The organism is Klebsiella aerogenes KCTC 2190, assembly GCF_000215745.1.
In the GTDB taxonomy this organism is placed as follows: Bacteria; Pseudomonadota; Gammaproteobacteria; order Enterobacterales; family Enterobacteriaceae; genus Klebsiella; species Klebsiella aerogenes.
Map to the genome: position 1 here is coordinate 3,048,387 of NC_015663.1, position 26,276 is coordinate 3,074,662.

The 26,276-nt window shown below is 55.0% G+C and carries 25 protein-coding genes and 5 tRNA genes; 24 read left to right on the forward strand and 6 right to left on the reverse strand.

Annotated features, from left to right (window positions below; translation table 11 throughout):
* Positions 1–174 precede the first annotated feature (174 nt).
* From sucA to pnuC, 23 genes are all read left to right on the forward strand, one after another.
* Complete coding sequence (gene sucA / locus EAE_RS14430; RefSeq protein WP_015367672.1) at positions 175–2,982, forward strand: 2-oxoglutarate dehydrogenase E1 component; 2,808 nt, start codon at positions 175–177, stop codon at positions 2,980–2,982.
* A gap of 14 nt (positions 2,983–2,996) precedes the next feature.
* A complete protein-coding gene (odhB, locus tag EAE_RS14435) occupies positions 2,997–4,217 on the forward strand; it encodes a 2-oxoglutarate dehydrogenase complex dihydrolipoyllysine-residue succinyltransferase (protein ID WP_015704768.1) in 1,221 nt (406 codons plus the stop codon).
* Positions 4,218–4,362: 145 nt separating this feature from the next.
* Entirely contained in the window at positions 4,363–5,529 is a 1,167-nt protein-coding gene (gene sucC / locus EAE_RS14440; protein ID WP_015367670.1) for an ADP-forming succinate--CoA ligase subunit beta, read from the forward strand.
* Complete coding sequence (gene sucD, locus EAE_RS14445) at positions 5,529–6,398, forward strand: succinate--CoA ligase subunit alpha (RefSeq protein WP_015367669.1); 870 nt, start codon at positions 5,529–5,531, stop codon at positions 6,396–6,398. Before sucC ends, sucD begins: the two co-directional genes overlap by 1 nt.
* Positions 6,399–6,426: 28 nt before the next feature.
* Entirely contained in the window at positions 6,427–6,588 is a 162-nt protein-coding gene (locus EAE_RS25025) for a hypothetical protein (protein WP_015367668.1), read from the forward strand.
* Between the two features lie 601 nt (positions 6,589–7,189).
* Positions 7,190–8,758, forward strand: coding sequence for a cytochrome ubiquinol oxidase subunit I (gene cydA, locus EAE_RS14450; RefSeq protein WP_015367666.1), 1,569 nt, complete (start codon positions 7,190–7,192; stop codon positions 8,756–8,758).
* A gap of 15 nt (positions 8,759–8,773) precedes the next feature.
* Entirely contained in the window at positions 8,774–9,913 is a 1,140-nt protein-coding gene (gene cydB, locus EAE_RS14455; protein ID WP_015367665.1) for a cytochrome d ubiquinol oxidase subunit II, read from the forward strand.
* Between the two features lie 15 nt (positions 9,914–9,928).
* Positions 9,929–10,042 (forward strand): cytochrome bd-I oxidase subunit CydX, encoded by a 114-nt coding sequence (gene cydX / locus EAE_RS14460; protein ID WP_004100325.1) that lies wholly within the window; start codon positions 9,929–9,931, stop codon positions 10,040–10,042.
* Entirely contained in the window at positions 10,042–10,332 is a 291-nt protein-coding gene (gene ybgE / locus EAE_RS14465) for a cyd operon protein YbgE (protein WP_015367664.1), read from the forward strand. The genes cydX and ybgE overlap by 1 nt, the downstream gene beginning before the upstream one ends.
* 160 nt (positions 10,333–10,492) lie before the next feature.
* Positions 10,493–10,897 carry a tol-pal system-associated acyl-CoA thioesterase gene (gene ybgC, locus EAE_RS14470; RefSeq protein WP_004859689.1) on the forward strand — a complete coding sequence of 135 codons (405 nt, stop codon included), beginning with the start codon at positions 10,493–10,495 and terminating at the stop codon, positions 10,895–10,897.
* The gene (tolQ, locus tag EAE_RS14475) at positions 10,894–11,586 is read left to right on the forward strand and encodes a Tol-Pal system protein TolQ (protein ID WP_015704769.1); all 693 of its coding nucleotides are present in this window, start codon (positions 10,894–10,896) and stop codon (positions 11,584–11,586) included. The genes ybgC and tolQ overlap by 4 nt, the downstream gene beginning before the upstream one ends.
* Before the next feature lie 3 nt (positions 11,587–11,589).
* On the forward strand, positions 11,590–12,018 hold the full coding sequence (tolR, locus tag EAE_RS14480) for a colicin uptake protein TolR (protein ID WP_015367661.1): 429 nt from the start codon (positions 11,590–11,592) through the stop codon (positions 12,016–12,018).
* Positions 12,019–12,108: 90 nt separating this feature from the next.
* Positions 12,109–13,413, forward strand: a complete 1,305-nt coding sequence (tolA, locus tag EAE_RS14485) for a cell envelope integrity protein TolA (protein WP_015704770.1) — start codon at positions 12,109–12,111, stop codon at positions 13,411–13,413.
* A 130-nt stretch (positions 13,414–13,543) separates the two neighbouring features.
* Positions 13,544–14,836, forward strand: coding sequence for a Tol-Pal system beta propeller repeat protein TolB (gene tolB, locus EAE_RS14490; protein ID WP_015367659.1), 1,293 nt, complete (start codon positions 13,544–13,546; stop codon positions 14,834–14,836).
* Positions 14,837–14,870: 34 nt separating this feature from the next.
* Positions 14,871–15,395: a peptidoglycan-associated lipoprotein Pal gene (gene pal / locus EAE_RS14495; protein ID WP_004859700.1), complete on the forward strand. Its 525-nt coding sequence runs from the start codon at positions 14,871–14,873 to the stop codon at positions 15,393–15,395.
* A gap of 9 nt (positions 15,396–15,404) precedes the next feature.
* The gene (cpoB, locus tag EAE_RS14500; protein WP_015704771.1) at positions 15,405–16,208 is read left to right on the forward strand and encodes a cell division protein CpoB; all 804 of its coding nucleotides are present in this window, start codon (positions 15,405–15,407) and stop codon (positions 16,206–16,208) included.
* Between the two features lie 161 nt (positions 16,209–16,369).
* A tRNA-Lys gene (locus tag EAE_RS14505) sits at positions 16,370–16,445 on the forward strand.
* 44 nt (positions 16,446–16,489) lie between these two features.
* A tRNA-Val gene (locus EAE_RS14510) sits at positions 16,490–16,565 on the forward strand.
* A gap of 3 nt (positions 16,566–16,568) precedes the next feature.
* Positions 16,569–16,644 (forward strand) — tRNA-Lys (locus EAE_RS14515).
* 47 nt (positions 16,645–16,691) lie between these two features.
* A tRNA-Lys gene (locus EAE_RS14520) sits at positions 16,692–16,767 on the forward strand.
* Between the two features lie 132 nt (positions 16,768–16,899).
* Positions 16,900–16,975 (forward strand) — tRNA-Lys (locus tag EAE_RS14525).
* Positions 16,976–17,345: 370 nt separating this feature from the next.
* Positions 17,346–18,389 (forward strand): quinolinate synthase NadA, encoded by a 1,044-nt coding sequence (gene nadA, locus EAE_RS14530; protein ID WP_015704773.1) that lies wholly within the window; start codon positions 17,346–17,348, stop codon positions 18,387–18,389.
* 35 nt (positions 18,390–18,424) lie between these two features.
* Complete coding sequence (gene pnuC, locus EAE_RS14535) at positions 18,425–19,144, forward strand: nicotinamide riboside transporter PnuC (RefSeq protein WP_015367656.1); 720 nt, start codon at positions 18,425–18,427, stop codon at positions 19,142–19,144.
* On the opposite strand, the gene zitB is transcribed toward pnuC, so the two are convergent.
* A complete protein-coding gene (gene zitB / locus EAE_RS14540; RefSeq protein WP_015367655.1) occupies positions 19,141–20,079 on the reverse strand; it encodes a CDF family zinc transporter ZitB in 939 nt (312 codons plus the stop codon). The two genes, pnuC and zitB, sit on opposite strands and share 4 nt — an antisense overlap.
* Before the next feature lie 114 nt (positions 20,080–20,193).
* Positions 20,194–20,565: a YbgS-like family protein gene (locus EAE_RS14545; RefSeq protein WP_015367654.1), complete on the reverse strand. Its 372-nt coding sequence runs from the start codon at positions 20,563–20,565 to the stop codon at positions 20,194–20,196.
* A 314-nt stretch (positions 20,566–20,879) separates the two neighbouring features.
* Here EAE_RS14545 and aroG point away from each other — a divergent pair, with 314 nt between their 5' ends.
* Positions 20,880–21,932 (forward strand): 3-deoxy-7-phosphoheptulonate synthase AroG, encoded by a 1,053-nt coding sequence (gene aroG, locus EAE_RS14550; protein ID WP_015704774.1) that lies wholly within the window; start codon positions 20,880–20,882, stop codon positions 21,930–21,932.
* Positions 21,933–22,042: 110 nt separating this feature from the next.
* On the opposite strand, the gene gpmA is transcribed toward aroG, so the two are convergent.
* From gpmA to galT, 4 genes are all read right to left on the reverse strand, one after another.
* Positions 22,043–22,795 (reverse strand): 2,3-diphosphoglycerate-dependent phosphoglycerate mutase, encoded by a 753-nt coding sequence (gene gpmA / locus EAE_RS14555; RefSeq protein WP_015367652.1) that lies wholly within the window; start codon positions 22,793–22,795, stop codon positions 22,043–22,045.
* Between the two features lie 234 nt (positions 22,796–23,029).
* Positions 23,030–24,073, reverse strand: coding sequence for a galactose-1-epimerase (gene galM / locus EAE_RS14560; protein ID WP_015704775.1), 1,044 nt, complete (start codon positions 24,071–24,073; stop codon positions 23,030–23,032).
* The gene (gene galK / locus EAE_RS14565; RefSeq protein WP_015367650.1) at positions 24,067–25,215 is read right to left on the reverse strand and encodes a galactokinase; all 1,149 of its coding nucleotides are present in this window, start codon (positions 25,213–25,215) and stop codon (positions 24,067–24,069) included. Before galK ends, galM begins: the two co-directional genes overlap by 7 nt.
* Positions 25,215–26,264 carry a galactose-1-phosphate uridylyltransferase gene (gene galT, locus EAE_RS14570; RefSeq protein WP_015367649.1) on the reverse strand — a complete coding sequence of 350 codons (1,050 nt, stop codon included), beginning with the start codon at positions 26,262–26,264 and terminating at the stop codon, positions 25,215–25,217. Before galT ends, galK begins: the two co-directional genes overlap by 1 nt.
* Between the last annotated feature and the right edge of the window lie 12 nt (positions 26,265–26,276).

Consider the following 26,276-nt stretch of genomic DNA (forward strand, 5'->3'; position numbering starts at 1 on the left):
ATAGAGATAGCAGGAAACCTCTAAAAACTGCCCCTGATAGTTAGACAGTTTTTAAAGGTTCCTTAGCGGATAGAAACCACAACTCGTCCGCAACAAGTGAACCCCGGCACGTGCACTCGGTGTGCGTGGTAGTTTCTACGGCGAAATAAGCATAAAAATGCTTAAGGGATCACGATGCAGAACGGCGCAATGAAAGCCTGGCTGGACTCTTCTTACCTCTCTGGTTCGAACCAGAGCTGGATAGAACAGCTCTATGAAGACTTCTTAACCGATCCTGACTCTGTTGACGCCAACTGGCGTTCGATGTTCCAGCAGTTACCTGGCACCGGAGTTAAACCGGATCAATTTCATTCGAAAACACGTGATTATTTCCGTCGACTGGCGAAGGATGCCTCACGTTACACTTCTTCGATATCCGACCCTGATACCAATGTGAAGCAGGTTAAAGTCCTGCAGCTAATCAACGCATACCGCTTCCGCGGTCACCAGCAGGCGAATCTCGATCCGCTGGGACTGTGGCAGCAAGAGAGAGTGGCGGATCTCGATCCGGCTTACCACGATCTCACCGAGGCCGATTTCCAGGAAAGCTATAACGTAGGTTCTTTCGCCATCGGAAAAGACACGATGAAGCTGGGCGACCTGATCGCGGCGCTTAAGCAAACCTACTGCGGCTCCATCGGCGCGGAATACATGCACATCACCTCTACTGAAGAAAAACGCTGGATCCAGCAGCGCATTGAGTCAGTAGCAGGCAAAGCGAGCTTCACCGCGGAAGAGAAAAAGCGCTTCCTGAGCGAGCTGACCGCCGCGGAAGGCCTGGAGCGCTATCTCGGCGCCAAATTCCCGGGCGCGAAACGCTTCTCGCTGGAAGGCGGCGATGCGTTAATCCCGATGCTCAAAGAGATCATCCGCCACGCCGGTAAGAGTGGCACCCGTGAAGTGGTGCTGGGCATGGCGCACCGTGGTCGTCTGAACGTACTGGTCAACGTGCTGGGTAAAAAACCGCAGGACCTGTTCGACGAATTCGCGGGCAAACATAAAGAACACCTCGGCACCGGCGACGTGAAGTACCACATGGGCTTCTCTTCCGATATGGAAACCGAAGGCGGTCTGGTTCACCTGGCGCTGGCGTTTAACCCGTCGCACCTGGAAATCGTCAGCCCGGTGGTTATCGGCTCCGTACGCGCCCGTCTGGATCGTCTGGACGAGCCGAGCAGCAACAAAGTGCTGCCAATCACCATCCACGGCGACGCCGCGGTAGCCGGCCAGGGCGTGGTTCAGGAAACCCTGAACATGTCCAAAGCGCGCGGTTACGAAGTGGGCGGAACCGTTCGCATCGTTATCAACAACCAGGTTGGCTTCACCACGTCCAACCCGCTGGATGCGCGTTCTACGCCGTACTGCACCGATATCGGTAAGATGGTTCAGGCGCCGATTTTCCACGTTAACGCGGATGACCCGGAAGCGGTTGCTTTCGTTACCCGTCTGGCGCTGGATTTCCGTAATACCTTCAAACGCGATGTCTTCATCGACCTGGTGTGCTACCGCCGTCACGGCCACAACGAAGCCGACGAGCCGAGCGCAACCCAGCCGCTGATGTACCAGAAAATCAAAAAGCATCCGACTCCGCGCAAAATCTATGCTGACAAGCTGGAACAGGACAAAGTCGCGACGCTGGAAGACGCTACCGAACAGGTTAACCTCTACCGCGATGCGCTGGATGCCGGCGATTGCGTGGTAGCGGAATGGCGTCCGATGAACATGCACTCCTTTACCTGGTCTCCGTACCTCAACCATGAGTGGGACGAGAGCTACCCGGATAAAGTTGAGCCAAAACGTCTGCAAGAGCTGGCCAAACGCATCAGTACGGTGCCGGAAACCGTTGAGATGCAGTCTCGCGTAGCGAAAATCTACGGCGACCGCCAACTGATGGCCGCCGGTGAGAAACTGTTCGACTGGGGCGCGGCGGAAAACCTGGCGTACGCCACCCTGGTTGATGAAGGTATCCCGGTGCGTCTGTCCGGCGAAGACTCCGGCCGCGGCACCTTCTTCCACCGTCATGCGGTTATCCATAACCAGAGCAACGGTTCTACCTATACGCCGCTGCAGAACGTACACAACGGCCAGGGCCAGTTCCGCGTCTGGGACTCCGTGCTGTCTGAAGAAGCGGTACTGGCATTCGAATACGGTTACGCCACCGCGGAACCACGCACCCTGACCATCTGGGAAGCGCAGTTCGGCGACTTCGCCAACGGCGCGCAGGTGGTGATTGACCAGTTCATCAGCTCCGGCGAGCAGAAATGGGGCCGGATGTGCGGCCTGGTGATGCTGCTGCCGCACGGCTACGAAGGGCAGGGCCCGGAGCACTCCTCCGCGCGTCTGGAACGTTATCTGCAGCTGTGCGCTGAGCAGAACATGCAGGTTTGCGTACCGTCCACTCCGGCACAGGTTTACCACATGCTGCGTCGTCAGGCGCTGCGCGGTATGCGCCGTCCGCTGGTGGTCATGTCGCCGAAATCTCTGCTGCGTCACCCGCTGGCGGTTTCCAGCATGGACGAACTGGCGAACGGCACCTTTATGCCGGCGATTGGCGAAATCGACGAACTCGATCCGCAAGCCGTGAAACGCGTCGTACTGTGCTCTGGTAAGGTTTACTACGACCTGCTGGAACAGCGCCGTAAAAACGAGCAAAAAGATGTCGCCATCGTGCGTATCGAACAGCTCTATCCGTTCCCGCATCAGGCGGTACAGGAAGCGCTGAAAGCTTACTCGCACGTCCACGATTTTGTCTGGTGCCAGGAAGAGCCGCTCAACCAGGGCGCATGGTACTGCAGCCAGCACCACCTTCGTGAAGTAGTTCCATTTGGGGCCTCTCTGCGTTATGCAGGCCGCCCGGCCTCCGCCTCTCCGGCGGTAGGGTATATGTCCGTTCACCAGAAACAGCAACAAGATCTGGTCAATGACGCGCTGAACGTCGATTAATTAAAGGATACACAATGAGTAGCGTAGATATTCTGGTTCCCGACCTTCCTGAGTCCGTAGCTGACGCAACCGTCGCCACCTGGCACAAAAAACCGGGCGACGCGGTAGTCCGCGACGAAGTTCTGGTCGAAATCGAAACTGACAAAGTGGTACTGGAAGTACCGGCATCAGCGGACGGCATTCTGGATGCAGTACTGGAAGACGAAGGCGCCACCGTGCTGTCTCGTCAGATTCTGGGCCGCCTGCGTGAAGGCAACAGCGCCGGTAAAGCCGCTGATGCGAAAGCTGATACCAAAGAGTCCACCCCGGCTCAGCGTCAGCAAGCGTCTCTGGAAGAGCAGAGCAACGACGCGCTTAGCCCGGCTATCCGTCGTCTGCTGGCTGAACACAGCCTCGACGCGGCGGCGATTAAAGGCACTGGCGTTGGCGGCCGCCTGACCCGCGAAGACGTTGAGAAACATCTGGCGAGCGCGCCGGCGAAAGCTGAAACGAAAGCGCCAGCCGCTGCTGCGGCGCCGGTTGCGCAACTGGGCCACCGCTCTGAAAAACGCGTACCGATGACCCGTCTGCGTAAACGCGTTGCCGAGCGTCTGCTGGAAGCGAAAAACTCTACCGCCATGCTGACCACGTTCAACGAAGTCAACATGAAGCCGATTATGGATCTGCGTAAGCAGTACGGCGAAGCGTTCGAAAAACGTCACGGTATCCGTCTGGGCTTCATGTCCTTCTACGTGAAAGCGGTTGTTGAAGCGCTGAAACGCTACCCGGAAGTGAATGCTTCCATCGATGGCGACGATGTGGTTTATCACAACTACTTCGACGTGAGCATGGCGGTTTCGACCCCACGTGGCTTGGTGACTCCGGTGCTGCGTGACGTTGACCTGCTGGGCATGGCGGATATCGAAAAGAATATTAAAGAGCTGGCAGTGAAAGGCCGTGACGGCAAGCTGACCGTAGATGACCTGACCGGCGGTAACTTCACCATTACCAACGGCGGCGTATTCGGTTCTCTGATGTCCACGCCGATCATCAACCCACCGCAGAGCGCCATTCTGGGTATGCATGCCATTAAAGACCGTCCGATGGCGGTGAATGGCAAGGTAGAAATTCTGCCGATGATGTACCTGGCGCTCTCCTACGACCACCGTCTGATCGACGGACGTGAATCGGTAGGCTTCCTGGTAGCGATTAAAGAGCTGCTGGAAGATCCGACTCGTCTGCTGCTGGACGTGTAGTCAGTAAGAGTATTACCTACCGTAGGCCGGATAAGGCGTTCGCGCCGCCATCCGGCGTTGATGAGATGCCTGATGGCGACGCTTGCGCGTCTTATCAGGCCTACAGGTTTAAAGATAATTATTACCTGAAGGATGGACTGAACACATGAACTTACATGAATATCAGGCAAAACAACTTTTTGCCCGCTATGGCTTACCGGCGCCGGTGGGTTATGCCTGTACTACTCCGCGTGAAGCAGAAGAAGCCGCTTCAAAAATCGGCGCGGGTCCGTGGGTAGTGAAATGTCAGGTTCACGCTGGTGGCCGCGGTAAAGCGGGCGGTGTGAAAGTAGTTAAGAGCAAAGAAGAGATTCGCGCTTTTGCTGAGCATTGGCTGGGCAAACGCCTGGTGACTTACCAAACAGATGCTAACGGCCAGCCGGTAAACCAGATTCTGGTTGAAGCGGCGACCGATATTGATAAAGAGCTGTATCTGGGCGCGGTTGTTGACCGTAGCTCCCGTCGCGTGGTGTTCATGGCGTCTACCGAAGGCGGCGTGGAAATCGAAAAAGTAGCGGAAGAAACCCCGCACCTGATCCACAAGATCGCCATCGATCCGCTGGCGGGCCCGATGCCTTACCAGGGTCGCGAACTGGCGTTCAAACTGGGTCTGGAAGGTAAACAGGTTCAGCAGTTCACCAAGATCTTCATGGGGCTGGCGACCATCTTCCTCGAGCGCGACCTGGCGCTGATCGAAATCAACCCGCTGGTTATCACCAAGCAGGGTGACCTGATCTGCCTCGACGGTAAACTGGGCGCTGACGGCAACGCGCTGTTCCGCCAGCCGGATCTGCGTGAAATGCGCGACCAGTCTCAGGAAGATCCGCGCGAAGCTCAGGCGGCGCAGTGGGAACTGAACTACGTTGCGCTCGACGGCAACATCGGTTGCATGGTTAACGGCGCAGGCCTGGCGATGGGTACCATGGACATCGTTAAGCTGCACGGCGGCGAACCGGCTAACTTCCTCGACGTTGGCGGCGGCGCGACCAAAGAGCGCGTGACCGAAGCGTTTAAAATCATCCTCTCTGACGACAACGTTAAAGCGGTTCTGGTTAACATCTTCGGCGGTATCGTACGTTGCGACCTGATCGCTGACGGCATCATCGGCGCGGTTGAAGAAGTGGGTGTTAACGTACCGGTTGTTGTACGTCTCGAAGGTAACAACGCCGAACTGGGCGCGAAAAAACTGGCTGACAGCGGCCTGAATATTATTGCAGCGAAAAGTCTGACGGACGCAGCACAGCAGGTTGTTGCCGCAGTGGAGGGGAAATAATGTCAGTTTTAATTAATAAAGACACCAAGGTTATCTGCCAGGGCTTTACCGGTAGCCAGGGTACATTCCACTCTGAACAAGCGATCGCTTACGGCACTCAGATGGTTGGCGGCGTAACGCCAGGTAAAGGCGGCACCACCCACCTGGGCCTGCCGGTATTTAACACCGTGCGCGAAGCCGTTGAAGCCACCGGCGCGACTGCGACCGTCATCTACGTTCCGGCGCCGTTCTGCAAAGACTCCATTCTGGAAGCTATCGACGCGGGCATTAAGCTGATTATCACCATCACCGAAGGTATCCCGACCCTGGATATGCTGACCGTGAAAGTGAAGCTGGACGAAGCTGGCGTTCGCATGATCGGCCCGAACTGCCCAGGCGTTATCACCCCGGGCGAGTGCAAAATCGGCATCATGCCGGGTCACATTCACAAGCCGGGTAAAGTGGGCATCGTTTCACGTTCCGGTACCCTGACCTATGAAGCGGTTAAGCAGACCACCGACTACGGCTTCGGCCAGTCTACCTGCGTCGGTATCGGCGGCGACCCGATCCCGGGCTCCAACTTCATCGATATCCTGAAAATGTTCCAGGAAGACCCGCAGACCGAAGCGATCGTCATGATCGGTGAAATCGGCGGCAGCGCGGAAGAAGAAGCGGCAGCTTACATTAAAGAGCACGTGACTAAGCCGGTTGTCGGCTACATCGCGGGCGTTACCGCGCCGAAAGGCAAGCGTATGGGCCACGCCGGCGCCATCATCGCGGGCGGTAAAGGTACTGCTGATGAGAAATTTGCTGCGCTGGAAGCGGCCGGTGTGAAAACCGTTCGCAGCTTGGCGGATATCGGCGAAGCGCTGAAAGCTATCATCAAGTAAACCCTCACTGCTCCTCAGGAGCAGACTAATGTCCGATTTCGACATGGTTGGCCACCGTCAGGTGGCCTTTTTTTTGCCTTGTCGACAGCCGCAGGCGCTCTCTTGCGTTAAAAAACGCTATTATATTGATTTACTGAATATTATTGGGAATAATCACTCGCCGCTTTGCCGGGGGAGGGGAGATGGTTAATTTTATGTGAAAATAAACAGAAAAACGCAGACGTTATTTTTTGCATTTCGATTGGGAAAAATAGTGTGACCGGTCTAACATTATTAGGATCGCATCATTTCTTACCTTAAATTGGTCAAAGTTAAAATTATATTACCTATAATTCTCATCTCTCTCTTTTTAGTAACCGCTAGCGGCAGACTTTAAACACATTTTTAACATCAATTTCACTGTTATTCTTTATTGCGCCACATAATTAACATAGGCGGGAAAAATTGATTTATATCAATGCTTAATACTTGGAAAAAATCCCCAAAAAACGTTAAATTGTCGCAAATCAAATTGGCCTATTCAGGGCATTTTCGCTATATATTGATCACCGTCGAAAAATGTAAAGCTGGAACAATAAAATCCTATTTATTGTAAGGTTATTGCGGCGTAATATATTAGAGAATCATTTGGTTTTTTCGTTAACGTATTTGTAACCTTTGCGAGGGCACTGTTTCATCGCCAGATGAGCAGTAACGTACCAGGGAGCAAATAATTTTGTATTGGGGCATGCGTATGAACCTGAATTTTGGGTTCGTTCTCGGAGTCTTCATGCGATGAGCAAGGAGTCATGATGTTAGATATAGTCGAACTGTCGCGCTTACAGTTTGCCTTGACCGCGATGTACCACTTCCTTTTTGTGCCGCTAACGCTCGGTATGGCGTTCCTGCTGGCCATCATGGAAACGGTCTACGTCCTTTCCGGCAAACAGATTTATAAAGATATGACCAAGTTCTGGGGCAAGTTGTTTGGTATCAACTTCGCTCTGGGTGTCGCAACCGGTTTGACCATGGAGTTCCAGTTCGGGACTAACTGGTCTTACTATTCTCACTATGTGGGCGATATCTTCGGTGCGCCGCTGGCCATTGAAGGTCTGATGGCCTTCTTCCTCGAATCTACCTTTGTAGGTCTGTTCTTCTTCGGTTGGGATCGTCTGGGCAAAGTTCAGCACATGGCGGTGACCTGGCTGGTCGCTCTGGGGTCTAACCTCTCCGCGCTGTGGATCCTCGTGGCCAACGGCTGGATGCAGAACCCGATCGCATCGGATTTCAACTTTGAAACCATGCGTATGGAGATGGTCAGCTTCTCTGAGCTGGTCCTGAACCCGGTTGCTCAGGTTAAATTCGTCCACACCGTGGCCTCCGGCTATGTGACTGGCGCGATGTTCATCCTTGCTATCAGCTCCTGGTACATGCTTAAAGGCCGTGATTTCGCCTTTGCTAAGCGCTCCTTCGCGATTGCTGCAAGCTTTGGTATGGCCGCTATCCTCTCCGTTATCGTCCTCGGCGATGAGTCCGGTTACGAAATGGGTGACGTGCAGAAAACCAAACTGGCGGCGATTGAAGCAGAATGGGAAACTCAGCCGGCGCCGGCTGCCTTTACCCTGTTTGGTATTCCCGATCAGGAAGCGCAAACCAACCACTTCTCCATCCAGATCCCTTACGCGCTGGGTATCATCGCTACCCGCTCGGTGGATAAGCCGGTTATCGGCCTGAAAGATCTGATGGCGCAGCATGAAGAGCGTATTCGTAACGGGATGAAAGCCTATGCGCTGCTGGAACAGCTGCGCGCCGGTTCCACCGATCAGGCGGTACGCGATCGGTTCAATGATGTTAAGAAAGACCTCGGTTATGGCCTGCTGCTCAAGCGCTATACCCCGAACGTCGCCGACGCCACGGAAGAGCAGATCGCTAAAGCGACCAAAGACTCTATTCCGAGCGTAGCGCCGCTGTACTTCGCCTTCCGTATCATGGTGGCGTGCGGCGTACTGATGCTGTTGATTATCGGCGCCTCTTTCTGGACCGTGATTCGTAACCGCATTGGCGAGAAAAAATGGCTGCTGCGCGCCGCGTTCTTCGGTCTGCCGCTGCCGTGGATTGCCGTTGAAGCGGGCTGGTTTGTTGCCGAGTATGGCCGTCAGCCGTGGGCGATTGGTGAAGTGCTGCCTACAGCGGTGGCGAACTCATCGCTGACCGCGGGCGATCTGATCTTCTCGATGTTGCTGATCTGCGGTCTGTATACGCTGTTCCTGGTGGCTGAACTGTTCCTGATGTTCAAGTTTGCCCGCAAAGGACCGAGCAGCCTGAAAACGGGTCGCTATCACTTTGAACAGTCCTCCGCGGCTATTCAGTCGGCACGCTAAGACAGGAGTCGTCAAATGATCGATTATGAAGTATTGCGTTTAATCTGGTGGCTACTGATCGGCATCCTGCTGATTGGCTTCGCCGTCGCCGACGGTTTCGACATGGGGGTGGGCATGCTCACCCGTTTCCTCGGTCGTAATGACACCGAGCGTCGAATCATGATCAACTCCATCGCCCCGCACTGGGACGGAAACCAGGTGTGGCTCATCACCGCCGGCGGCGCGCTGTTTGCTGCCTGGCCGATGGTATACGCCGCCGCGTTCTCCGGCTTCTATGTGGCGATGATTCTGGTGCTGGCGTCTTTATTCTTCCGTCCGGTGGGCTTCGACTACCGCTCCAAGATTGAAGATACCCGCTGGCGCAACATGTGGGACTGGGGCATCTTCGTGGGGAGCTTTGTGCCGCCGCTGGTTATCGGCGTGGCTTTCGGCAACCTGCTGCAGGGCGTACCGTTCCATATTGATGAGTATCTGCGTCTGTACTACACCGGCAACTTCTTCCAGCTGCTGAATCCGTTTGGTCTGCTGGCGGGTATCGTCAGCGTGGCGATGATCCTGACGCAGGGTGCGACCTACCTGCAGATGCGTACCGTAGGCGAATTGCATCTGCGCACCCGCACCGTCTCCACGGTGGCGGCGCTGGTGACGCTGGTTTGCTTCGCGCTGGCGGGCGTATGGGTCTACTACGGTATCGACGGTTACGTGGTGAAATCGGTGCTGGATCATACCGGCCCGTCTAACCCGCTGACCAAAGAAGTGGCGCGTGAAGCCGGCGCGTGGATGGTTAACTTTAACAATATGCCAGCGCTGTGGGCTATTCCTGCCTTGGGCGTGGTGCTGCCGCTGCTGACCGTCGCGTCGACAAAAGCAGATAAAGGCGCCATGGCGTTTCTGTTCTCCTCGCTGACGCTGGCCTGCATCATCCTGACCGCGGGTATCGCGATGTTCCCGTTCATCATGCCGTCCAGCACGATGCTGAATGCGAGCCTGACGATGTGGGATGCCACCTCCAGCCAGCTGACGCTGAATGTGATGACCTACGTGGCTATCGTGTTTGTGCCGATTATCCTCGGCTACACCACCTGGTGTTACTGGAAGATGTTTGGCCGCATTACCCGCGAAGACATCGAAAAGAACACCCACTCGCTGTACTAAGGTAAGGAGCTATATATGTGGTACTTCGCATGGATTTTGGGAACGCTGCTTGCCTGTGCCTTTGGGGTGATTACCGCGCTGGCGCTTGAGCACGTGGAAGCTACCAAAGCAGGTAAAGAAGAGCATTGATGAAAATTATCGCGACCCTTTACGCGATGATGGACAAGCGCCCGTTAAGGGCGCTTTCCTTATTAATGGCGCTGCTGCTGGCAGGCTGCATCTTCTGGGATCCGTCGCGCTTTGCGGCGAAGACCAGTGGGCTTGAAATCTGGCATGGTTTCTTGCTGATGTGGGCGGTGTGCGCCGGCGTCATTCACGGTGTGGGCTTCCGTCCGAAAGCCGTGCACTGGCAGGGGATTTTCTGTCCGCTTATCGCTGATATTGTTCTCTTTGCAGGCCTGATCTTTTTCTTCTTTTGAAAGATAAGAGTATAAGAGAAGTCTGTTAACCGCATGGGCTTGCATAAGCCCATAAAAATTTACTCGCCGTTTACTTTCTCCCATTCCAAACCACGATTCCCGCGCGTATAGTAGCGAAGTTTGAAAGCACTACTCTTTTTTTGCATTACCGGGATGTAAAGTGAATACAACGCTGTTTCGATGGCCGGTCCGGGTCTACTACGAAGATACCGATGCCGGTGGTGTGGTTTACCACGCCAGTTACGTCGCTTTTTATGAAAGAGCACGCACAGAGATGCTGCGCCACCATCACTTCAGTCAGCAGGTTCTGTTGGCTGAACGAGTTGCCTTTGTCGTTCGCAAAATGACGCTGGAGTATTTTGCGCCCGCCAGACTCGACGACATGCTCGAAATCCAGACGGAAATTACCTCGATGCGAGGCACCTCTTTGGTTTTCACGCAGCGAATCGTCAACGCCGAGAATACAGTTTTGAACGAAGCTGAAGTTCTCATTGTGTGCGTTGATCCACTCTTAATGAAGCCTCGTGCGCTTCCCAAGTCTATTGTCGCGGAGTTTAAGCAGTGACTGACATGAATATCCTTGATTTGTTCCTGAAGGCGAGCCTTCTGGTTAAACTTATCATGTTGATTTTGATTGGTTTTTCTATCGCTTCCTGGGCTATTATTATTCAGAGAACGCGTATCCTCAATTCCGCCAGCCGCGAAGCCGAAGCGTTTGAAGATAAGTTCTGGTCCGGTATTGAACTGTCTCGCCTGTACCAGGAGAGCCAGGGCCGTCGCGATAGCCTCGCCGGTTCCGAGCAGATTTTTTACAGCGGCTTTAAAGAGTTCGCGCGTCTGCATCGTGCCAACAGCCATGCGCCGGAAGCGATTGTCGAAGGGGCGTCGCGCGCGATGCGTATCTCGATGAACCGCGAACTGGAAACGCTGGAAACGCATATTCCGTTCCTTGGCACCGTGGGTTCCATCAGCCCGTATATCGGCCTGTTCGGTACCGTCTGGGGGATCATGCACGCCTTTATCGCCCTCGGCGCGGTGAAGCAGGCGACACTGCAGATGGTTGCGCCGGGGATCGCGGAAGCGCTGATCGCCACGGCAATCGGTCTGTTTGCCGCCATCCCGGCGGTTATGGCCTACAACCGTCTGAACCAGCGCGTGAATAAACTTGAACTGAACTACGACAACTTTATGGAAGAGTTCACCGCCATTCTGCACCGTCAGGCGTTTACCAGCAGCGAAAGCAATAAGGGGTAAGCCATGGCCAGAGCACGTGGACGCGGACGTCGCGAACTGAAGTCCGAGATTAACATCGTTCCGCTGCTGGATGTCCTGTTGGTGCTGTTGCTGATCTTCATGGCGACAGCGCCGATTATTACGCAGAGCGTGGAAGTCGATCTGCCGGACGCCACGGAGTCGCAAGCGGTGAAAAGCAACGATGAACCACCGGTTATCGTTGAAGTCTCCGGAGTAGGGCAGTACAGCGTGAAAGTCGGTCAGGAAACGTTGTCCCAACTGCCACCGGAGCAGGTCATTGCTGAAGCGAAGCGCCGACTCGAAGCGAACGAGAAGACGGTGTTCCTTATCGGTGGCGCGAAAGATGTGCCTTACGATGAAATCATTAAAGCGCTTAACCTGTTGCATAGCGCAGGGGTTAAATCGGTTGGCTTAATGACCAAGCCTATTTAATCGGCCCGCGGAGCGAGCGGCGGTGGATATCGATAGCATTCCGCCGTTGCTTTTAAGCGGCAACAGGCGAACAGTTTTTGGGAACCGATAGTGTCAAAGGCAACCGAACAAAACGATAAGCTTAAACGAGCGATCATAGTTTCAGTGGTGCTGCACATCATTCTGATTGCGCTACTGATCTGGAGTTCGTTCGACGAGCATCTGGATACTTCCGGCGGCGGCGGAGGTTCGTCCATTGATGCGGTGATGGTCGATCCTGGCGCGGTAGTCAACAACTACAACCGCCAGCAGCAACAGCAGTCCAGCGCGCGTCGCGCGGCCGAGCAGCGTGAAAAGCAGGCTCAGCAGCAGGCCGAGGAACTGCGGGAAAAACAGGCTGCCGAGCAGGAACGCCTGAAGCAAATGGAACAAGAACGTCTGCAGGCGCAGGAAGCGGCTAAAGAAGCGAAAGAGCAGCAAAAACAGGCTGAAGAAGCGGCAGCCAAGGCGGCGGCCGCGGCAAAAGCGAAAGCAGATGCCCAGGCGAAAGAAGCGCAGGAAGCTGCCGCTAAAGCCGCTGCTGATGCCAAAGCGAAGGCCGATGCCCAGGCGAAAGTCGCGGAAGCGGCTGCCGCTAAGGCGGCAGCCAAAGCAGCCGCTGACGCGAAGAAACAGGCGGAAGCCGAAGCGGCGAAAGCCGCCGCGGATGCGCAGAAGAAAGCCGAAGCGGAAGCTGCGAAAAAAGCTCAGCAGGATGCAGAGAAGAAAGCACAGCAGCAGGCCGAGAAGAAAGCTCAGCAGGAAGCGGCGAAACAGGCTGCGGCAGAAAAGGCCGCCGCTGAGAAAGCCGCTGCCCAGAAAGCTGCCGCGGAAAAAGCCGCTGCTGAAAAAGCCGCAGCAGCCGAAAAAGCCGCTGCCGCCAAAGCTGCCGCAGCAGAAAAAGCGGCGGCTGATAAAGCGGCCAAAGCCGCCGCCGCGAAGGCCGCCGCGGCCAAGAAAGCCGCTGCAGCTAAAGAAGCAAGCGGTGTTGACGATCTGCTTGGTGACCTGAGCTCAGGTAAGAATGCGCCGAAAACCGGCGGTGGCGCTAAAGGCAATGGCCAGCCATCGAAAGATAGCGGTGCCTCAGGCGCCAACGGCGGGGCAACGGGAGCTGATATCAGCGCATACGCAAAGCAAATACAGATGGCTATTCAAAGCCGCCTGTATGATGCCAGCCTCTATCAAGGCAAGCGTTGCGTGTTGCATATCAACCTTGGGCCTGACGGCACATTAAAGGATATCACCTCTGAAGGAGGCGACCCTGCGCTGTGTCAGGCGGCATTAACGGCAGCACGTACTGCGAGTATTCCTAAACCGCCAAGTCAGGCTGTTTATGAGAAAATAAAAAATGCGACACTAGACTTTAAACTGTAATCGTTTTTCCCCGTGCAAGCGGGGAAAAACAATCTATGGTAGTCACAGGGTTTTGGTAGTTTTGTGTATTTGGGTTTGTTAACATTCTGCTAAATTATCGTGGGCTTTCCGCCCGGATAAGGGAGATATGATGAAGCAGGCATTACGAGTAGCATTTGGTTTTTTGATGCTGTGGGCGGCGGTGCTGCACGCAGAAGTACGCATCGAGATCACCCAAGGGGTGGACTCGGCGCGCCCCATCGGTGTGGTGCCATTCCAGTGGGCTGGCCCAGGCGCTGCGCCTGAAGATATTGGCGGCGTGGTAGCGGCTGACCTGCGTAACAGCGGCAAGTTTAACCCGCTGGATCGCTCGCGCCTGCCTCAGCAGCCGGGTAGCGCTCAGGAAGTGCAACCTGCAGCATGGTCCGCGCTGGGCGTTGACGCCGTGGTCGTAGGCCAGGTGACGCCAAACCCTGACGGTTCTTACCAGGTTGCCTATCAGTTGGTTGATACCGGCGGTGCGCCGGGTACCATCCTGTCGCAAGGCTCTTTCAAAGTGACCAAGCAGTACCTGCGTTATGCCGGACATACTGCCAGTGACGCGGTATTCGAAAAGCTGACCGGAATTAAAGGCGCTTTCCGTACCCGTATTGCTTACGTGGTTCGCACCAACGGCGGTCAGTTCCCGTATGAGCTGCGCGTCTCTGACTACGACGGCTACAACCAGTTCCTGGTTCACCGTTCATCACAGCCGCTGATGTCGCCGGCATGGTCTCCGGACGGTTCTAAACTGGCCTATGTGACCTTCGAAAGCGGCCGCTCCGCGCTGGTAGTTCAGACGTTGGCGAATGGCGCAGTCCGTCAGATTGCCTCCTTCCCGCAGCACAACGGCGCGCCGGCCTTCTCGCCGGATGGCAGCAAACTGGCATTCGCACTGTCGAAAACCGGTAGCCTGAATCTGTACGTGATGGACCTTGGCTCCGGCCAGATTCGTCAGGTGACTAACGGTCGCAGCAATAACACCGAACCGAGCTGGTTCCCGGATAGCCAGAACCTGGCGTTTACTTCCGACCAGGCTGGCCGTCCTCAGGTGTATAAAGTCAACATCAACGGCGGTACGCCGCAGCGTATTACCTGGGAAGGTTCGCAGAACCAGGATGCTGACGTCAGCGCTGATGGTAAAATTATGGTAATGGTAAGCTCGGCCAACGGTCAGCAGCACATTGCTAAGCAAGATCTGGAAGCGGGTGGTGTACAGGTTCTGTCATCAACGTTTTTAGATGAAACGCCAAGTCTGGCACCTAACGGCACTATGGTAATCTACAGCTCTTCTCAGGGGATGGGATCCGTGCTGAATCTGGTTTCTACAGATGGGCGTTTCAAAGCGCGTCTTCCGGCAACTGATGGACAGGTAAAATTCCCTGCCTGGTCGCCGTATCTGTGATAATAAATAATTGATTATTAAAGGAATCAAAGAAATGCAACTGAACAAAGTGCTGAAAGGGCTGATGATCGCTCTGCCGGTTATGGCAATCGCGGCGTGTTCTTCCAACAAGAACGCCAGCAACGACCAGAGCGGTGAAGGCATGCTGGGTGCCGGCACTGGTATGGACGCTAACGCTAACGGCGGCAACATGTCTTCCGAAGAGCAAGCTCGTCTGCAGATGCAGCAGCTGCAGCAGAACAACATCGTTTACTTCGATCTGGACAAGTACGATATCCGTTCTGACTTCGCTGCAATGCTGGATGCGCACGCTAACTTCCTGCGTAGCAACCCGTCCTACAAAGTGACCGTAGAAGGTCACGCGGATGAGCGCGGTACTCCGGAATACAACATCGCTCTGGGTGAGCGTCGTGCTAACGCCGTTAAGATGTATCTGCAGGGCAAAGGTGTTTCTGCTGACCAGATTTCCATCGTTTCTTACGGTAAAGAAAAACCTGCAGTACTGGGTCATGACGAAGCGGCATATGCCAAAAACCGTCGCGCCGTACTGGTTTACTAAGAGAATTGCATGAGCAGTAACTTCAGACATCATTTATTGAGTCTGTCGTTACTGGTTGGCATAGCGGCCCCCTGGGCCGCTTTTGCTCAGGCGCCAATCAGTAGTGTCGGCTCAGGCTCGGTCGAAGACCGCGTCACTCAACTTGAGCGTATTTCCAATGCTCACAGCCAGCTTTTAACCCAACTCCAGCAGCAACTCTCCGATAACCAAAGCGATATTGATTCCCTGCGCGGTCAGATTCAGGAAAATCAGTATCAGCTCAATCAGATTGTCGAACGCCAGAAGCAGATTCTGCAACAGATCGACGGGCTGACGAGCGGTGGCGGAGCAGCAGCGGCAGGCGCGCAGGCGCAGGCTCCGTCGTCTTCCGGCGATCAAAGCTCGGCTGCCGCCAGTACGGCGCCAGCGGCGTCTTCCGGGGCGCCTGCGATGACCGGGGATGCCAACACCGATTACAACGCGGCTATTGCGCTGGTTAAAGATTCGTCCCGCCAGGATGACGCAATGGTGGCGTTTCAGAACTTCGTCAAGAAGTACCCGGATTCAACTTATCAGCCGAACGCCAACTACTGGCTCGGACAGTTGAACTACAATAAGGGGAAAAAAGACGATGCGGCATATTATTTTGCCTCAGTGGTGAAAAACTATCCGAAATCCCCGAAAGCGCCGGATGCGATGTTTAAAGTCGGCGTTATCATGCAGGACAAAGGCGACACCGCGAAAGCGAAAGCGGTTTACCAGCAGGTAGTCAGCAAATTCCCTGGCACCGATGGTGCGAAACAAGCGCAAAAACGCCTTAACGCCCTGGGTTGATTATGGCATGACCAGAAATCGCGTTATTTCTGGTCTTGTCGCACGAAACCCAAGCAGTTAAGTGATCTTTATCGAAATTTTAGTTGCGCTGAAATCTGAAATCAGTAATATATGCCGCCGTTGCCAAGGGATATCGAACAAGCCCAAAGCGACGCCAGAGTGGGTCGTTAGCTCAGTTGGTAGAGCAGTTGACTTTTAATCAATTGGTCGCAGGTTCGAATCCTGCACGACCCACCAATCGTTCTGGTTGAAGTAGTATCGGTAGTATCCAGCGCAGTATCGGGTGATTAGCTCAGCTGGGAGAGCACCTCCCTTACAAGGAGGGGGTCGGCGGTTCGATCCCGTCATCACCCACCACTCGGGTCGTTAGCTCAGTTGGTAGAGCAGTTGACTTTTAATCAATTGGTCGCAGGTTCGAATCCTGCACGACCCACCATCTAAAACGATGGTGCCGAGTACAAAATCTTTCAGGTAACACCCTTAGGGTCGTTAGCTCAGTTGGTAGAGCAGTTGACTTTTAATCAATTGGTCGCAGGTTCGAATCCTGCACGACCCACCAATCTTTAACGGTGGTTTCTGGTAGAACGTGAAGGATAACGTTGCGATAGCAACGGCCCGTAGGGCGAGGCAAAGCCGAGTCATCCTGCACGACCCACCATCCTGAATGATTACAGCAGTAAAATCCCGCAAGGGGTCGTTAGCTCAGTTGGTAGAGCAGTTGACTTTTAATCAATTGGTCGCAGGTTCGAATCCTGCACGACCCACCATTCAACATTGAACTTTGATGTTGAACGTGAAGGATAACGTTGCGTCAGCAACGGCCCGTAGGGCGAGGCGAAGCTGAGTCATCCTGCACGACCCACCAATGTAAAAAGGCGCCCTAAAGGCGCCTTTTTGCTATGCGTCATTCTCCACAATCATCTCCATGTTCGCACTACGCTTACCGTGACTCCATAGCGCACGAACCGGTAGCCCGGGAAGATGCGCAGCATCGTCCCCGGGGAATACAAAATTCATCACGACATTTCGCTTGCGATCGGCTATCTTGTTTAGCATATAAAACATAGTGACCGTATTAAGGCGATACAAAGCGATATTTACGGTTTCAAAGTTAAGCCAGTAAAACGAGATTGCATGATGAGCGTAATGTTTGATCCTGAAACGGCGATTTATCCTTTCCCGCCAAAACCACAACCGTTGAACCGTGACGAAAAAGTGTTTTACCGCGAGAAAATTAAACGCCTGCTGCGTGAGCGCGACGCCGTGATGGTGGCGCATTACTACACCGATCCTGAAATTCAGCAACTGGCCGAAGAGACCGGCGGCTGTATTGCCGACTCGCTGGAAATGGCGCGTTTTGGCGCGCGTCACCCGGCCTCCACGCTGCTGGTTGCCGGAGTGCGTTTTATGGGCGAAACGGCCAAAATCCTTAGTCCGGAAAAGACCATCCTGATGCCGACGCTGAATGCGGAGTGTTCTCTGGATCTCGGCTGTCCCATTGATGACTTTAATGCATTTTGCGATGCTCACCCGGATCGCACCGTGGTGGTCTATGCCAATACGTCAGCGGCGGTAAAAGCGCGCGCCGACTGGGTAGTGACTTCCAGCATCGCCGTGGAATTGATTGAACATCTCGATAGCCTCGGACAAAAGATACTTTGGGCGCCGGACCGCCATCTTGGTCGCTATGTACAGCGCCAGACCGGGGCCGACGTGCTGTGCTGGCAGGGCGCCTGCATCGTCCATGATGAATTTAAAACCCAGGCGCTGGCGCGCATGAAGGGGCTCTACCCCGACGCGGCGATCCTGGTGCATCCGGAATCACCGCAGGCGATTGTCGACATGGCGGATGCGGTAGGATCAACCAGCCAATTAATTGCTGCGGCGAAAAGCCTGCCGCAGCGCCAGCTTATCGTGGCCACCGATCGCGGGATCTTCTATAAAATGCAGCAGGCGGTACCGGAAAAAGATCTGCTGGAAGCGCCTACGGCAGGTGAGGGCGCAACCTGTCGCAGTTGCGCCCATTGCCCCTGGATGGCGATGAACGGCCTGAAAGCGATAGCGGAAGGGTTAGAGCAGGGCGGCGTTGAACACGAAATTCACGTTGACGCCAAACTGCGTGCCGGGGCATTAATTCCGCTTAACCGTATGCTGGAATTTGCGGCTACACTACGGGGATAACTCATTACCGCGTCGCGTTACGCTTAGGGGATAAAATGGATTTTTTCAGTACGCAGAATATTTTAGTGCATATACCGATCGGCGCCGGTGGCTACGATCTGTCGTGGATTGAGGCGGTGGGGACCATCGCCGGCCTGTTGTGCATCTGGCTGGCGAGCCTGGAAAAGATTAGCAACTATGCCTTCGGCCTGGTGAACGTGACGCTTTTTGCGATCATCTTCTTCCAGATCCAGCTGTACGCCAGCCTGCTGCTACAGCTGTTTTTCTTCGCGGCGAACGTTTACGGTTGGTACGCGTGGTCAAGGCAGACCAGCGATAACGAAGCGGAACTGAAAATTCGCTGGCTGCCGTTGCCAAAAGCGCTGGCCTGGCTGGCGGGCTGCGTAGTGGCTATCGGTCTGATGACGGTGTTTATTAACCCGGTGTTTGCCTTCCTGACCCGTATCGCCGTCAACCTGATGCAAATGCTCGGGCTGCAGGTGGCGATGCCGACGCTGGAACCCGATGCTTTCCCATTCTGGGATTCCTGCATGATGGTGCTGTCGATTGCCGCGATGGTATTGATGACGCGTAAATACGTTGAGAACTGGCTGCTGTGGGTGATCATCAACGTCATTAGCGTGGTGATATTCGCTCTACAGGGCGTGTATGCGATGTCGCTGGAATATTTGCTGCTGACGTTCATTGCCCTGAATGGCAGCCGGATGTGGATTAACAGCGCGCGTGAGCGGGGTTCTCACGCGCTTTCACGTTAATGGTGATGATGATGCTCATGTCCGGAATGCGCCAGATTCAGGTGGCATTCCGGGCCGCTGCAGGGACGGTACTCCATCTGTACCGTCACATGCTCAATTTCATATTTATGCTCAATAAAATGCTGGATGCTATCAAGTAGCGCATCGTGATCGTGCGGCGGCACGACCTGTACGTGCAGCGTCATCACCGGTTTTTCCCCCACCAGCCAGACGTGAACGTGGTGAACGTCGCGGACTTCAGGTATCGAGCGGCGTAGATCGCGGCCTAATGCTTCGACATCCAGCGAGCGCGGCGCGCCCTCCAACAACTCATTCATACTCTCCTGCAGCAGTCGCCAGGCGCTGCGCAGTACTAAACACGACACCAGCACCGAGAGGATCGGGTCAATCGGCGTCCAGCCGGTCATCAGAATGACGATAGCGGCCACGATGGCGCCGACGGAACCCAATAGATCTCCCAGCACATGCAGTGCCGCCGCGCGGACGTTAAGATTACTTTCGGCGCTGCCGCGGTGCAGGATCCAGAAGGCGAGGATATTGGCCAGCAGTCCGGCGACGGCGATAACCATCATGGTTTTTCCCGCCACCGGCTGCGGATGGTTAAAACGCTGTACCGCTTCCCAGAAGATGAAAATGGTAATGACCACCAGGGCGATGGCGTTGACGAAGGCGGCGAGAGTAGTTAAACGCAGCCAGCCAAAGGTGTGGCGGCTATTTGGCGGCCGGCTGGCGAAGCGCACCGCCAGCAGAGCGAACAGGAGGGCGGCGGAGTCGGTGAGCATATGTCCGGCATCGGCGAGCAGGGCCAGGGAACCGGAAATGACGCCGCCGATGGCCTCAATAATCATAAAACCGGCGGTTACGATAAAAGCCCAAAGCAGCCGGTTGGCGTTACTGTTTTCGCCAGCAGGGGTCGGTGAATGTGCATGCGCCATGATGTCATCCCTTAATAGTTATCATTATTACACTATGACATCTTACCGAAATTCAGCGAACAAAGGGATCAAGGTGAGCATTGCCACCTCGATCCCTTATCTCACCCGTTTCAATTACTGCGAGGTGCCATCCGTTTTGCTGGCATCGTTGTTCATGCCATTGCCGCTTTCCATTTTTTTATCCGTATCCGGACAGCGTCCATCTTTGCACATGCTGTTTTTATGGACCTCGTCGCTCGACATCCCGTCATGATTCATCGTCGAACCATCAGGATGAAGCATGGTGCCGCCGGAGTTAATTTTGTCGTTATCGACATTATTTGGCGCCACGTTTTCACGGGCATCGGGCGCAACCTGTCCGGCATCAGCGGCGGAATTGGCCTGACCGTTGTTCGATTGCGCGCCGCTATCGGCGGCCAGCGCGGCGCCGCTGGCTAAGCTTAAGGTGGCGGTGAGAAGTAGGGCTGTGAGTTTATTCATATTCATCGGATACTCCTGCTTAGTCGATTTGTTAGCTAAACGCGCCAACATAGATGTGCCAGGGATCTGCGGTGCTATGGTTTAACACTCCGCCTTAGCGTGAGGATTTAAAATATAATACTGAAAATAAACATTTAATTGGATGTTGCAGTTAAAAATTGTAGTTGGCTGGCAGGATTTCGCTACTTTATGGCGTATTTTTCCCTAATTCCAGGATTATTCCATCGTCAGTGTAAAATCACGTTTACACTTTTTGACCGAAGAGATAGATTGGAAGGATTGCATTTCATTGTATAAGTATGGCAACGCCTGGAAAGAAGATGAATTATCAGAACGACGATTTACGCATTAAAGAGATCAACGAATTATTACCTCCCGTTGCGCTCCTGGAAAAATTCCCCGCTACCGAAAATGCTGCTAATACCGTTGCACATGCTCGCAAAGCGATTCACAACATCCTCAAAGGCAACGACGATCGTCTGCTGGTGGTAATTGGTCCGTGCTCTATTCACGACCCTGCCGCGGCGAAAGAGTATGCCAGCCGCCTGCTGAAACTGCGTGAAGCGCTCAAAGGCGAGCTGGAAATCGTTATGCGCGTCTATTTTGAAAAACCGCGCACCACCGTCGGTTGGAAGGGGCTAATTAACGATCCGCACATGGATAACAGCTTCCGCATTAACGACGGGCTGCGTATCGCGCGTAAGCTGCTGCTGGAAATCAACGACAGCGGTTTGCCAGCGGCGGGCGAGTTCCTTGACATGATCACCCCGCAATATGTGGCGGACCTGATGAGCTGGGGGGCAATCGGCGCGCGTACCACTGAATCCCAGGTGCATCGTGAACTCTCTTCCGGCCTCTCATGCCCGGTTGGCTTCAAAAATGGCACCGATGGCACCATCAAGGTCGCTATCGATGCGATCAACGCTGCTGGCGCGCCGCACTGTTTCTTATCGGTAACGAAGTGGGGCCATTCCGCTATTGTGAACACCAGCGGCAACAGCGATTGCCATATCATTCTGCGTGGCGGTAAAGAGCCGAACTATAGCGCTCAGCACGTTGCCGAAGTGAAAGTGGGTCTGGCAAAAGCCGGTCTGCCGGCGCAAATCATGATCGACTTCAGCCACGCTAACTCCAGCAAGCAGTTTAAAAAGCAGATGGAAGTCGGCGCCGATGTGTGCCAGCAGATTGCCAGCGGTGAAAACGCGATTATGGGCGTGATGATTGAAAGCCACCTGGTGGAAGGCAATCAGAGCCTGGAAAGCGGCGAACCGCTGACCTACGGCAAGAGCGTGACCGACGCCTGCATCGGCTGGGAAGATACCGAGACCATCCTGCGCCAACTGGCAGATGCGGTTAAAGCGCGCCGCGGCTAGCCTGTACTTTGCCATTGTTGGCTGCGTTCGCGTTAGGCCTGCAATGGCTAAAAATAAAAAGCGTGGGAAATCCCACGCTTTTTTTATGGCTGAAATTATTCAGTCGCTTATTACTTCGCTTTACCCTGGTTAGCGACAGCCGCGGCCTTCGCAGCGATTTCGTCAGCATTGCCCAGGTAGTAGTGTTTGATCGGCTTGAAGTTTTCATCGAACTCATACACCAGCGGTACGCCGGTCGGGATGTTCAGTTCAAGGATCTCGTCTTCGCCCATGTTGTCGAGGTATTTCACCAGCGCACGCAGGGAGTTACCGTGAGCGGCGATAATGACGCGCTCGCCGCTTTTCAGGCGCGGCAGAATGGTTTCGTTCCAGTAAGGTACGACGCGGTCGATGGTCAGCGCCAGGCTCTCGGTGGTCGGCAGTTCCGCATCGGTCAGCTTCGCGTAACGCGGATCGTGGCCCGGATAACGTTCGTCATCTTTGGTCAGTTCCGGCGGGGTGACGGCAAAGCCGCGACGCCACTGTTTAACCTGCTCGTCGCCATACTTCTCAGCGGTTTCGGCTTTGTTCAGGCCCTGCAGCGCGCCGTAGTGACGTTCGTTCAGTTTCCAGGATTTCTCAACCGGCAGCCAGGCCTGATCCAGTTCGTCCAGCACGTTCCACAGGGTGTGGATGGCACGTTTCAGCACGGAGGTATAAGCAAAATCAAAGCTGAAGCCTTCTTCCTTCAGCAGTTTACCCGCCGCTTTCGCTTCGCTAACGCCTTTTTCAGACAGGTCAACGTCGTACCAACCGGTGAAACGGTTTTCGTTGTTCCATTGGCTCTCGCCGTGACGAACTAGTACCAGCTTAGTTACAGCCATTCTCTTACTCCTCCTACACGCAACCCGACTACTGTGGTGTATGTGTTTATTGATTGATAACTATTCTCATTATATTGCCGTGATTTACCTCACGGCAATGCTTATCCCTAACCATAGCGAAAATAGTGACGCAGTGTAAGATGCTTGTAAAACACAGGTTAGCTTTTTGTCTTTTAGCGGTGCAAATTACAGCAAAAAGGCGAAAAAAAACCCTCCGCAGGGAGGGCTATGGCGTTATCCGGCGATAAACTGATATTCCGTCAGACTAACGTATTCGGCGCCGGGCCGTAATACGCAATCTGGCTGCGGCCAATGCGGATGATTGGGGGAGTCCGGCAGGAACTCGCTTTCCAGCGCCAGCCCTTGCCAGTCGCCGTAAGGTTGACTGCCGCGCGATGGCGTGCCGCCGAGATAGTTACCGGAATAAAACTGCAGCGCCGGGGCCGAGGTGTACACCGTCAGCTGTAGCTTTTCATCCTGCGACCAGACATGCGCCGCCGGCTGGCGGGCGTCGCCTTTGGCCTGCAGCAGAAAGGCGTGATCGTAACCTTTCACTTTTTGCTGGTCAGCATCGGCAAGAAACTCTCCAGCAAGCACCTTCGGCGCGCGGAAATCAAAGCTGGTGTACTCCACGTCGCGCAAATCGCCATACGGAATACCGTCGCTCTCCACCGGCAGATACTGGTCGGCCAGGATCTGCAGGCGGTGGTGGCGCACGTCGCCCTGCGCGCCGTCGAGGTTAAAATAGACATGGTTAGTCATATTGACCGGGCAGGGCTTATCAACGGTGGCGCGGTACTCAATGGCGATACGATTATCGTCAGTCAGGCGATAGCGCGCGGTTGCCTGAAGATGACCCGGGAAGCCCTGATCGCCATCGGCGGAGTCGAGCGCAAACAGCACCTGGCTGTCGTCGTGGCTGACAATTTGCCAGCGACGTTTGTCGAAGCCGTCCGGCCCGCCGTGGAGCTGGTGGCCGGCCTCGTTCGACGGGGTTAAGTTCACAACTTCGCCATCGAGCGTGAAGCGGCTGTTGGCGATACGGTTAGCGTAGCGGCCGACGGATGCGCCCAGAAATGCCGCCTGCTGGCGATATTGCTGCGGCGTGGCGCAGCCAAGCAACGCTTCGCGCAGGCTGCCATCGGCAAGAGGCACTTGCGCGGAAAGTAGCGTCGCGCCCCAGTCCATCACCGTTACGCTCATCCCGGCGTCATTACGCAGCGTTATCACGTTCCACGGCTGTCCGTCGGGCGCGAGTTCGCGAGTTGGCGTTAGCATTGGCCGGCTCCCTGGGATGGTTTGCAGACGTAAAACGTCTCTTTAATGCCGGTTTTCGCTTCATACTGAGCGGCTACCGCCTGCTGTACTTTTTCAACCAGTGCTTCCGGTATCAGGGCAACGATGCAGCCGCCAAAGCCGCCGCCGGTCATACGCACGCCGCCCTGGTCGCCGATAACCGCTTTGACAATCTCAACCAGCGTATCAATTTGCGGTACGGTGATTTCAAAATCATCGCGCATGGAGGCGTGAGACTCTGCCATCAGTTGGCCCATGCGCTGCAGGTCGCCGTTTGCCAGCGCGCTCGCCGCTTCGACGGTACGGGCGTTTTCGGTTAACACATGGCGCACGCGTTTTGCCACAATCGGGTCCAGCTCGTGGGCCACGGCATTAAATTGCGCAAGCTCAACGTCACGCAGAGCGGGCTGCTGGAAGAAACGCGCGCCGGTTTCACACTGTTCGCGGCGGGTGTTGTATTCGCTGCCGACCAGCGTGCGTTTAAAGTTGCTGTTGATAATCACCACCGCGACGCCTTTCGGCATTGACACCGCTTTGGTGCCAAGGGTGCGGCAGTCAATCAGCAGCGCATGATCTTTTTTACCCAGCGCCGAAATAAGCTGGTCCATAATGCCGCAATTACAGCCGACGAACTGGTTTTCCGCTTCCTGGCCGTTAAGGGCGATTTGCGCGCCGTCGAGCGGCAGATGATATAGCTGCTGGAACACGGTGCCGACGGCGACTTCCAGCGAAGCCGAGGAGCTTAAACCCGCGCCCTGCGGTACGTTGCCGCTGATGACCAGATCGGCGCCGCCGAAGTGGTTATTGCGCTTCTGCAGGTGTTTGACCACGCCGCGTACGTAGTTTGACCACTGTTGGGTATCGTGGCTAACGATAGGCGCATCGAGGGAAAACTCGTCGCGCTGGTTGTCATAATCGGCGGCAATGACCCGCACGATACGGTCGGAACGCGGCGCGCAGCTGACAACGGTTTGATAGTCAATGGCGCACGGCAGCACGAAACCATCGTTGTAATCGGTATGTTCGCCAATCAGGTTGACGCGGCCCGGCGCCTGAATGACGTGACTGGCAGGGTAGCCAAACTGTTCAGCAAACAGCGCCTGGGTGTTCTCTTTCAGACTCATTATTCAACTCCTGATTCACGAAAATGGATATCGCTAACGGCACGTAACTTTTCGGCGGCTTGCTCCGCCGTGAGATCGCGCTGGGTTTCGGCTAGCATTTCGTAGCCGACCATAAATTTGCGCACCGTGGCGGAGCGCAACAGCGGCGGGTAAAAGTGAGCGTGCAGCTGCCAGTGTTGATTATCTTCATTATTAAACGGCGCGCCGTGCCAGCCCATGGAGTAGGGGAAGGAGGTCTGGAACAGGTTGTCGTAACGGCTGGTCAGCTTTTTCAGCGCCAGCGCCAGGTCGTGGCGCTGGGCTGCGGTTAAATCGGTCAGACGCTGGATGTGCGTTTTTGGCAGCAGCAGCGTCTCAAATGGCCAGGCCGCCCAATACGGGACCACGGCCAGCCAGTGTTCGGTTTCTACAACGGTACGGCTGCCGTCGGCCAGTTCGCGTTGCACATAATCCACCAGCATCGGTGAACCCTGCTCAGCGAAATATTTCTTTTGCAGACGGTCTTCACGTTCCGCCTCATTGGGCAGGAAACTGTTGGCCCATACCTGGCCGTGAGGATGCGGGTTGGAGCAGCCCATCGCCGCGCCTTTATTTTCGAAGACCTGGACCCAGGGATAACTTTTCCCAAGGTCCGCGGTCTGCTCTTGCCACGTTTTAACCACGCCTTCCAGTGCTTCAATGCTCAGTTCCGGCAGCGTTTTGCTGTGGTCTGGCGAGAAGCAGATAACCCGACTGGTGCCGCGGGCGCTTTGGCAGCGCATCAGCGGATCGTCGCTCTCCGGAGCGTCCGGCGTATCGGTCATCAATGCGGCAAAGTCGTTGGTAAACACGTAGGTGCCGGTGTAATTCGGGTTAGTGTCGCCGGTGACGCGGGTATTGCCCGGGCACAAGAAACAATCCGCATCGTGCGCGGGCAACGTTTGTTTTGCCGGCGTCTCCTGCGCCCCTTGCCAGGGGCGCTTGGCGCGATGCGGTGAAACCAGAATCCACTGCCCGGTTAACGGGTTATAACGACGGTGCGGATGGTCGACGGGGTTAAATTGCGTCATGGTATTTCCTTA

Excerpts from the sequence above, each read along its gene's own strand:
- sucA (WP_015367672.1), top strand. The coding sequence starts at position 175 with ATGCAGAACGGCGCAATGAAAGCCTGGCTGGACTCTTCTTACCTCTCT.
- odhB (WP_015704768.1), top strand. The coding sequence starts at position 2,997 with ATGAGTAGCGTAGATATTCTGGTTCCCGACCTTCCTGAGTCCGTAGCT.
- sucC (WP_015367670.1), top strand. The coding sequence starts at position 4,363 with ATGAACTTACATGAATATCAGGCAAAACAACTTTTTGCCCGCTATGGC.
- sucD (WP_015367669.1), top strand. The coding sequence starts at position 5,529 with ATGTCAGTTTTAATTAATAAAGACACCAAGGTTATCTGCCAGGGCTTT.
- EAE_RS25025 (WP_015367668.1), top strand. The coding sequence starts at position 6,427 with ATGTCCGATTTCGACATGGTTGGCCACCGTCAGGTGGCCTTTTTTTTG.
- cydA (WP_015367666.1), top strand. The coding sequence starts at position 7,190 with ATGTTAGATATAGTCGAACTGTCGCGCTTACAGTTTGCCTTGACCGCG.
- cydB (WP_015367665.1), top strand. The coding sequence starts at position 8,774 with ATGATCGATTATGAAGTATTGCGTTTAATCTGGTGGCTACTGATCGGC.
- cydX (WP_004100325.1), top strand. The coding sequence starts at position 9,929 with ATGTGGTACTTCGCATGGATTTTGGGAACGCTGCTTGCCTGTGCCTTT.
- ybgE (WP_015367664.1), top strand. The coding sequence starts at position 10,042 with ATGAAAATTATCGCGACCCTTTACGCGATGATGGACAAGCGCCCGTTA.
- tolR (WP_015367661.1), top strand. The coding sequence starts at position 11,590 with ATGGCCAGAGCACGTGGACGCGGACGTCGCGAACTGAAGTCCGAGATT.
- tolB (WP_015367659.1), top strand. The coding sequence starts at position 13,544 with ATGAAGCAGGCATTACGAGTAGCATTTGGTTTTTTGATGCTGTGGGCG.
- pal (WP_004859700.1), top strand. The coding sequence starts at position 14,871 with ATGCAACTGAACAAAGTGCTGAAAGGGCTGATGATCGCTCTGCCGGTT.
- cpoB (WP_015704771.1), top strand. The coding sequence starts at position 15,405 with ATGAGCAGTAACTTCAGACATCATTTATTGAGTCTGTCGTTACTGGTT.
- nadA (WP_015704773.1), top strand. The coding sequence starts at position 17,346 with ATGAGCGTAATGTTTGATCCTGAAACGGCGATTTATCCTTTCCCGCCA.
- pnuC (WP_015367656.1), top strand. The coding sequence starts at position 18,425 with ATGGATTTTTTCAGTACGCAGAATATTTTAGTGCATATACCGATCGGC.
- zitB (WP_015367655.1), bottom strand. The coding sequence starts at position 20,079 with ATGGCGCATGCACATTCACCGACCCCTGCTGGCGAAAACAGTAACGCC.
- EAE_RS14545 (WP_015367654.1), bottom strand. The coding sequence starts at position 20,565 with ATGAATATGAATAAACTCACAGCCCTACTTCTCACCGCCACCTTAAGC.
- aroG (WP_015704774.1), top strand. The coding sequence starts at position 20,880 with ATGAATTATCAGAACGACGATTTACGCATTAAAGAGATCAACGAATTA.
- gpmA (WP_015367652.1), bottom strand. The coding sequence starts at position 22,795 with ATGGCTGTAACTAAGCTGGTACTAGTTCGTCACGGCGAGAGCCAATGG.
- galM (WP_015704775.1), bottom strand. The coding sequence starts at position 24,073 with ATGCTAACGCCAACTCGCGAACTCGCGCCCGACGGACAGCCGTGGAAC.
- galK (WP_015367650.1), bottom strand. The coding sequence starts at position 25,215 with ATGAGTCTGAAAGAGAACACCCAGGCGCTGTTTGCTGAACAGTTTGGC.
- galT (WP_015367649.1), bottom strand. The coding sequence starts at position 26,264 with ATGACGCAATTTAACCCCGTCGACCATCCGCACCGTCGTTATAACCCG.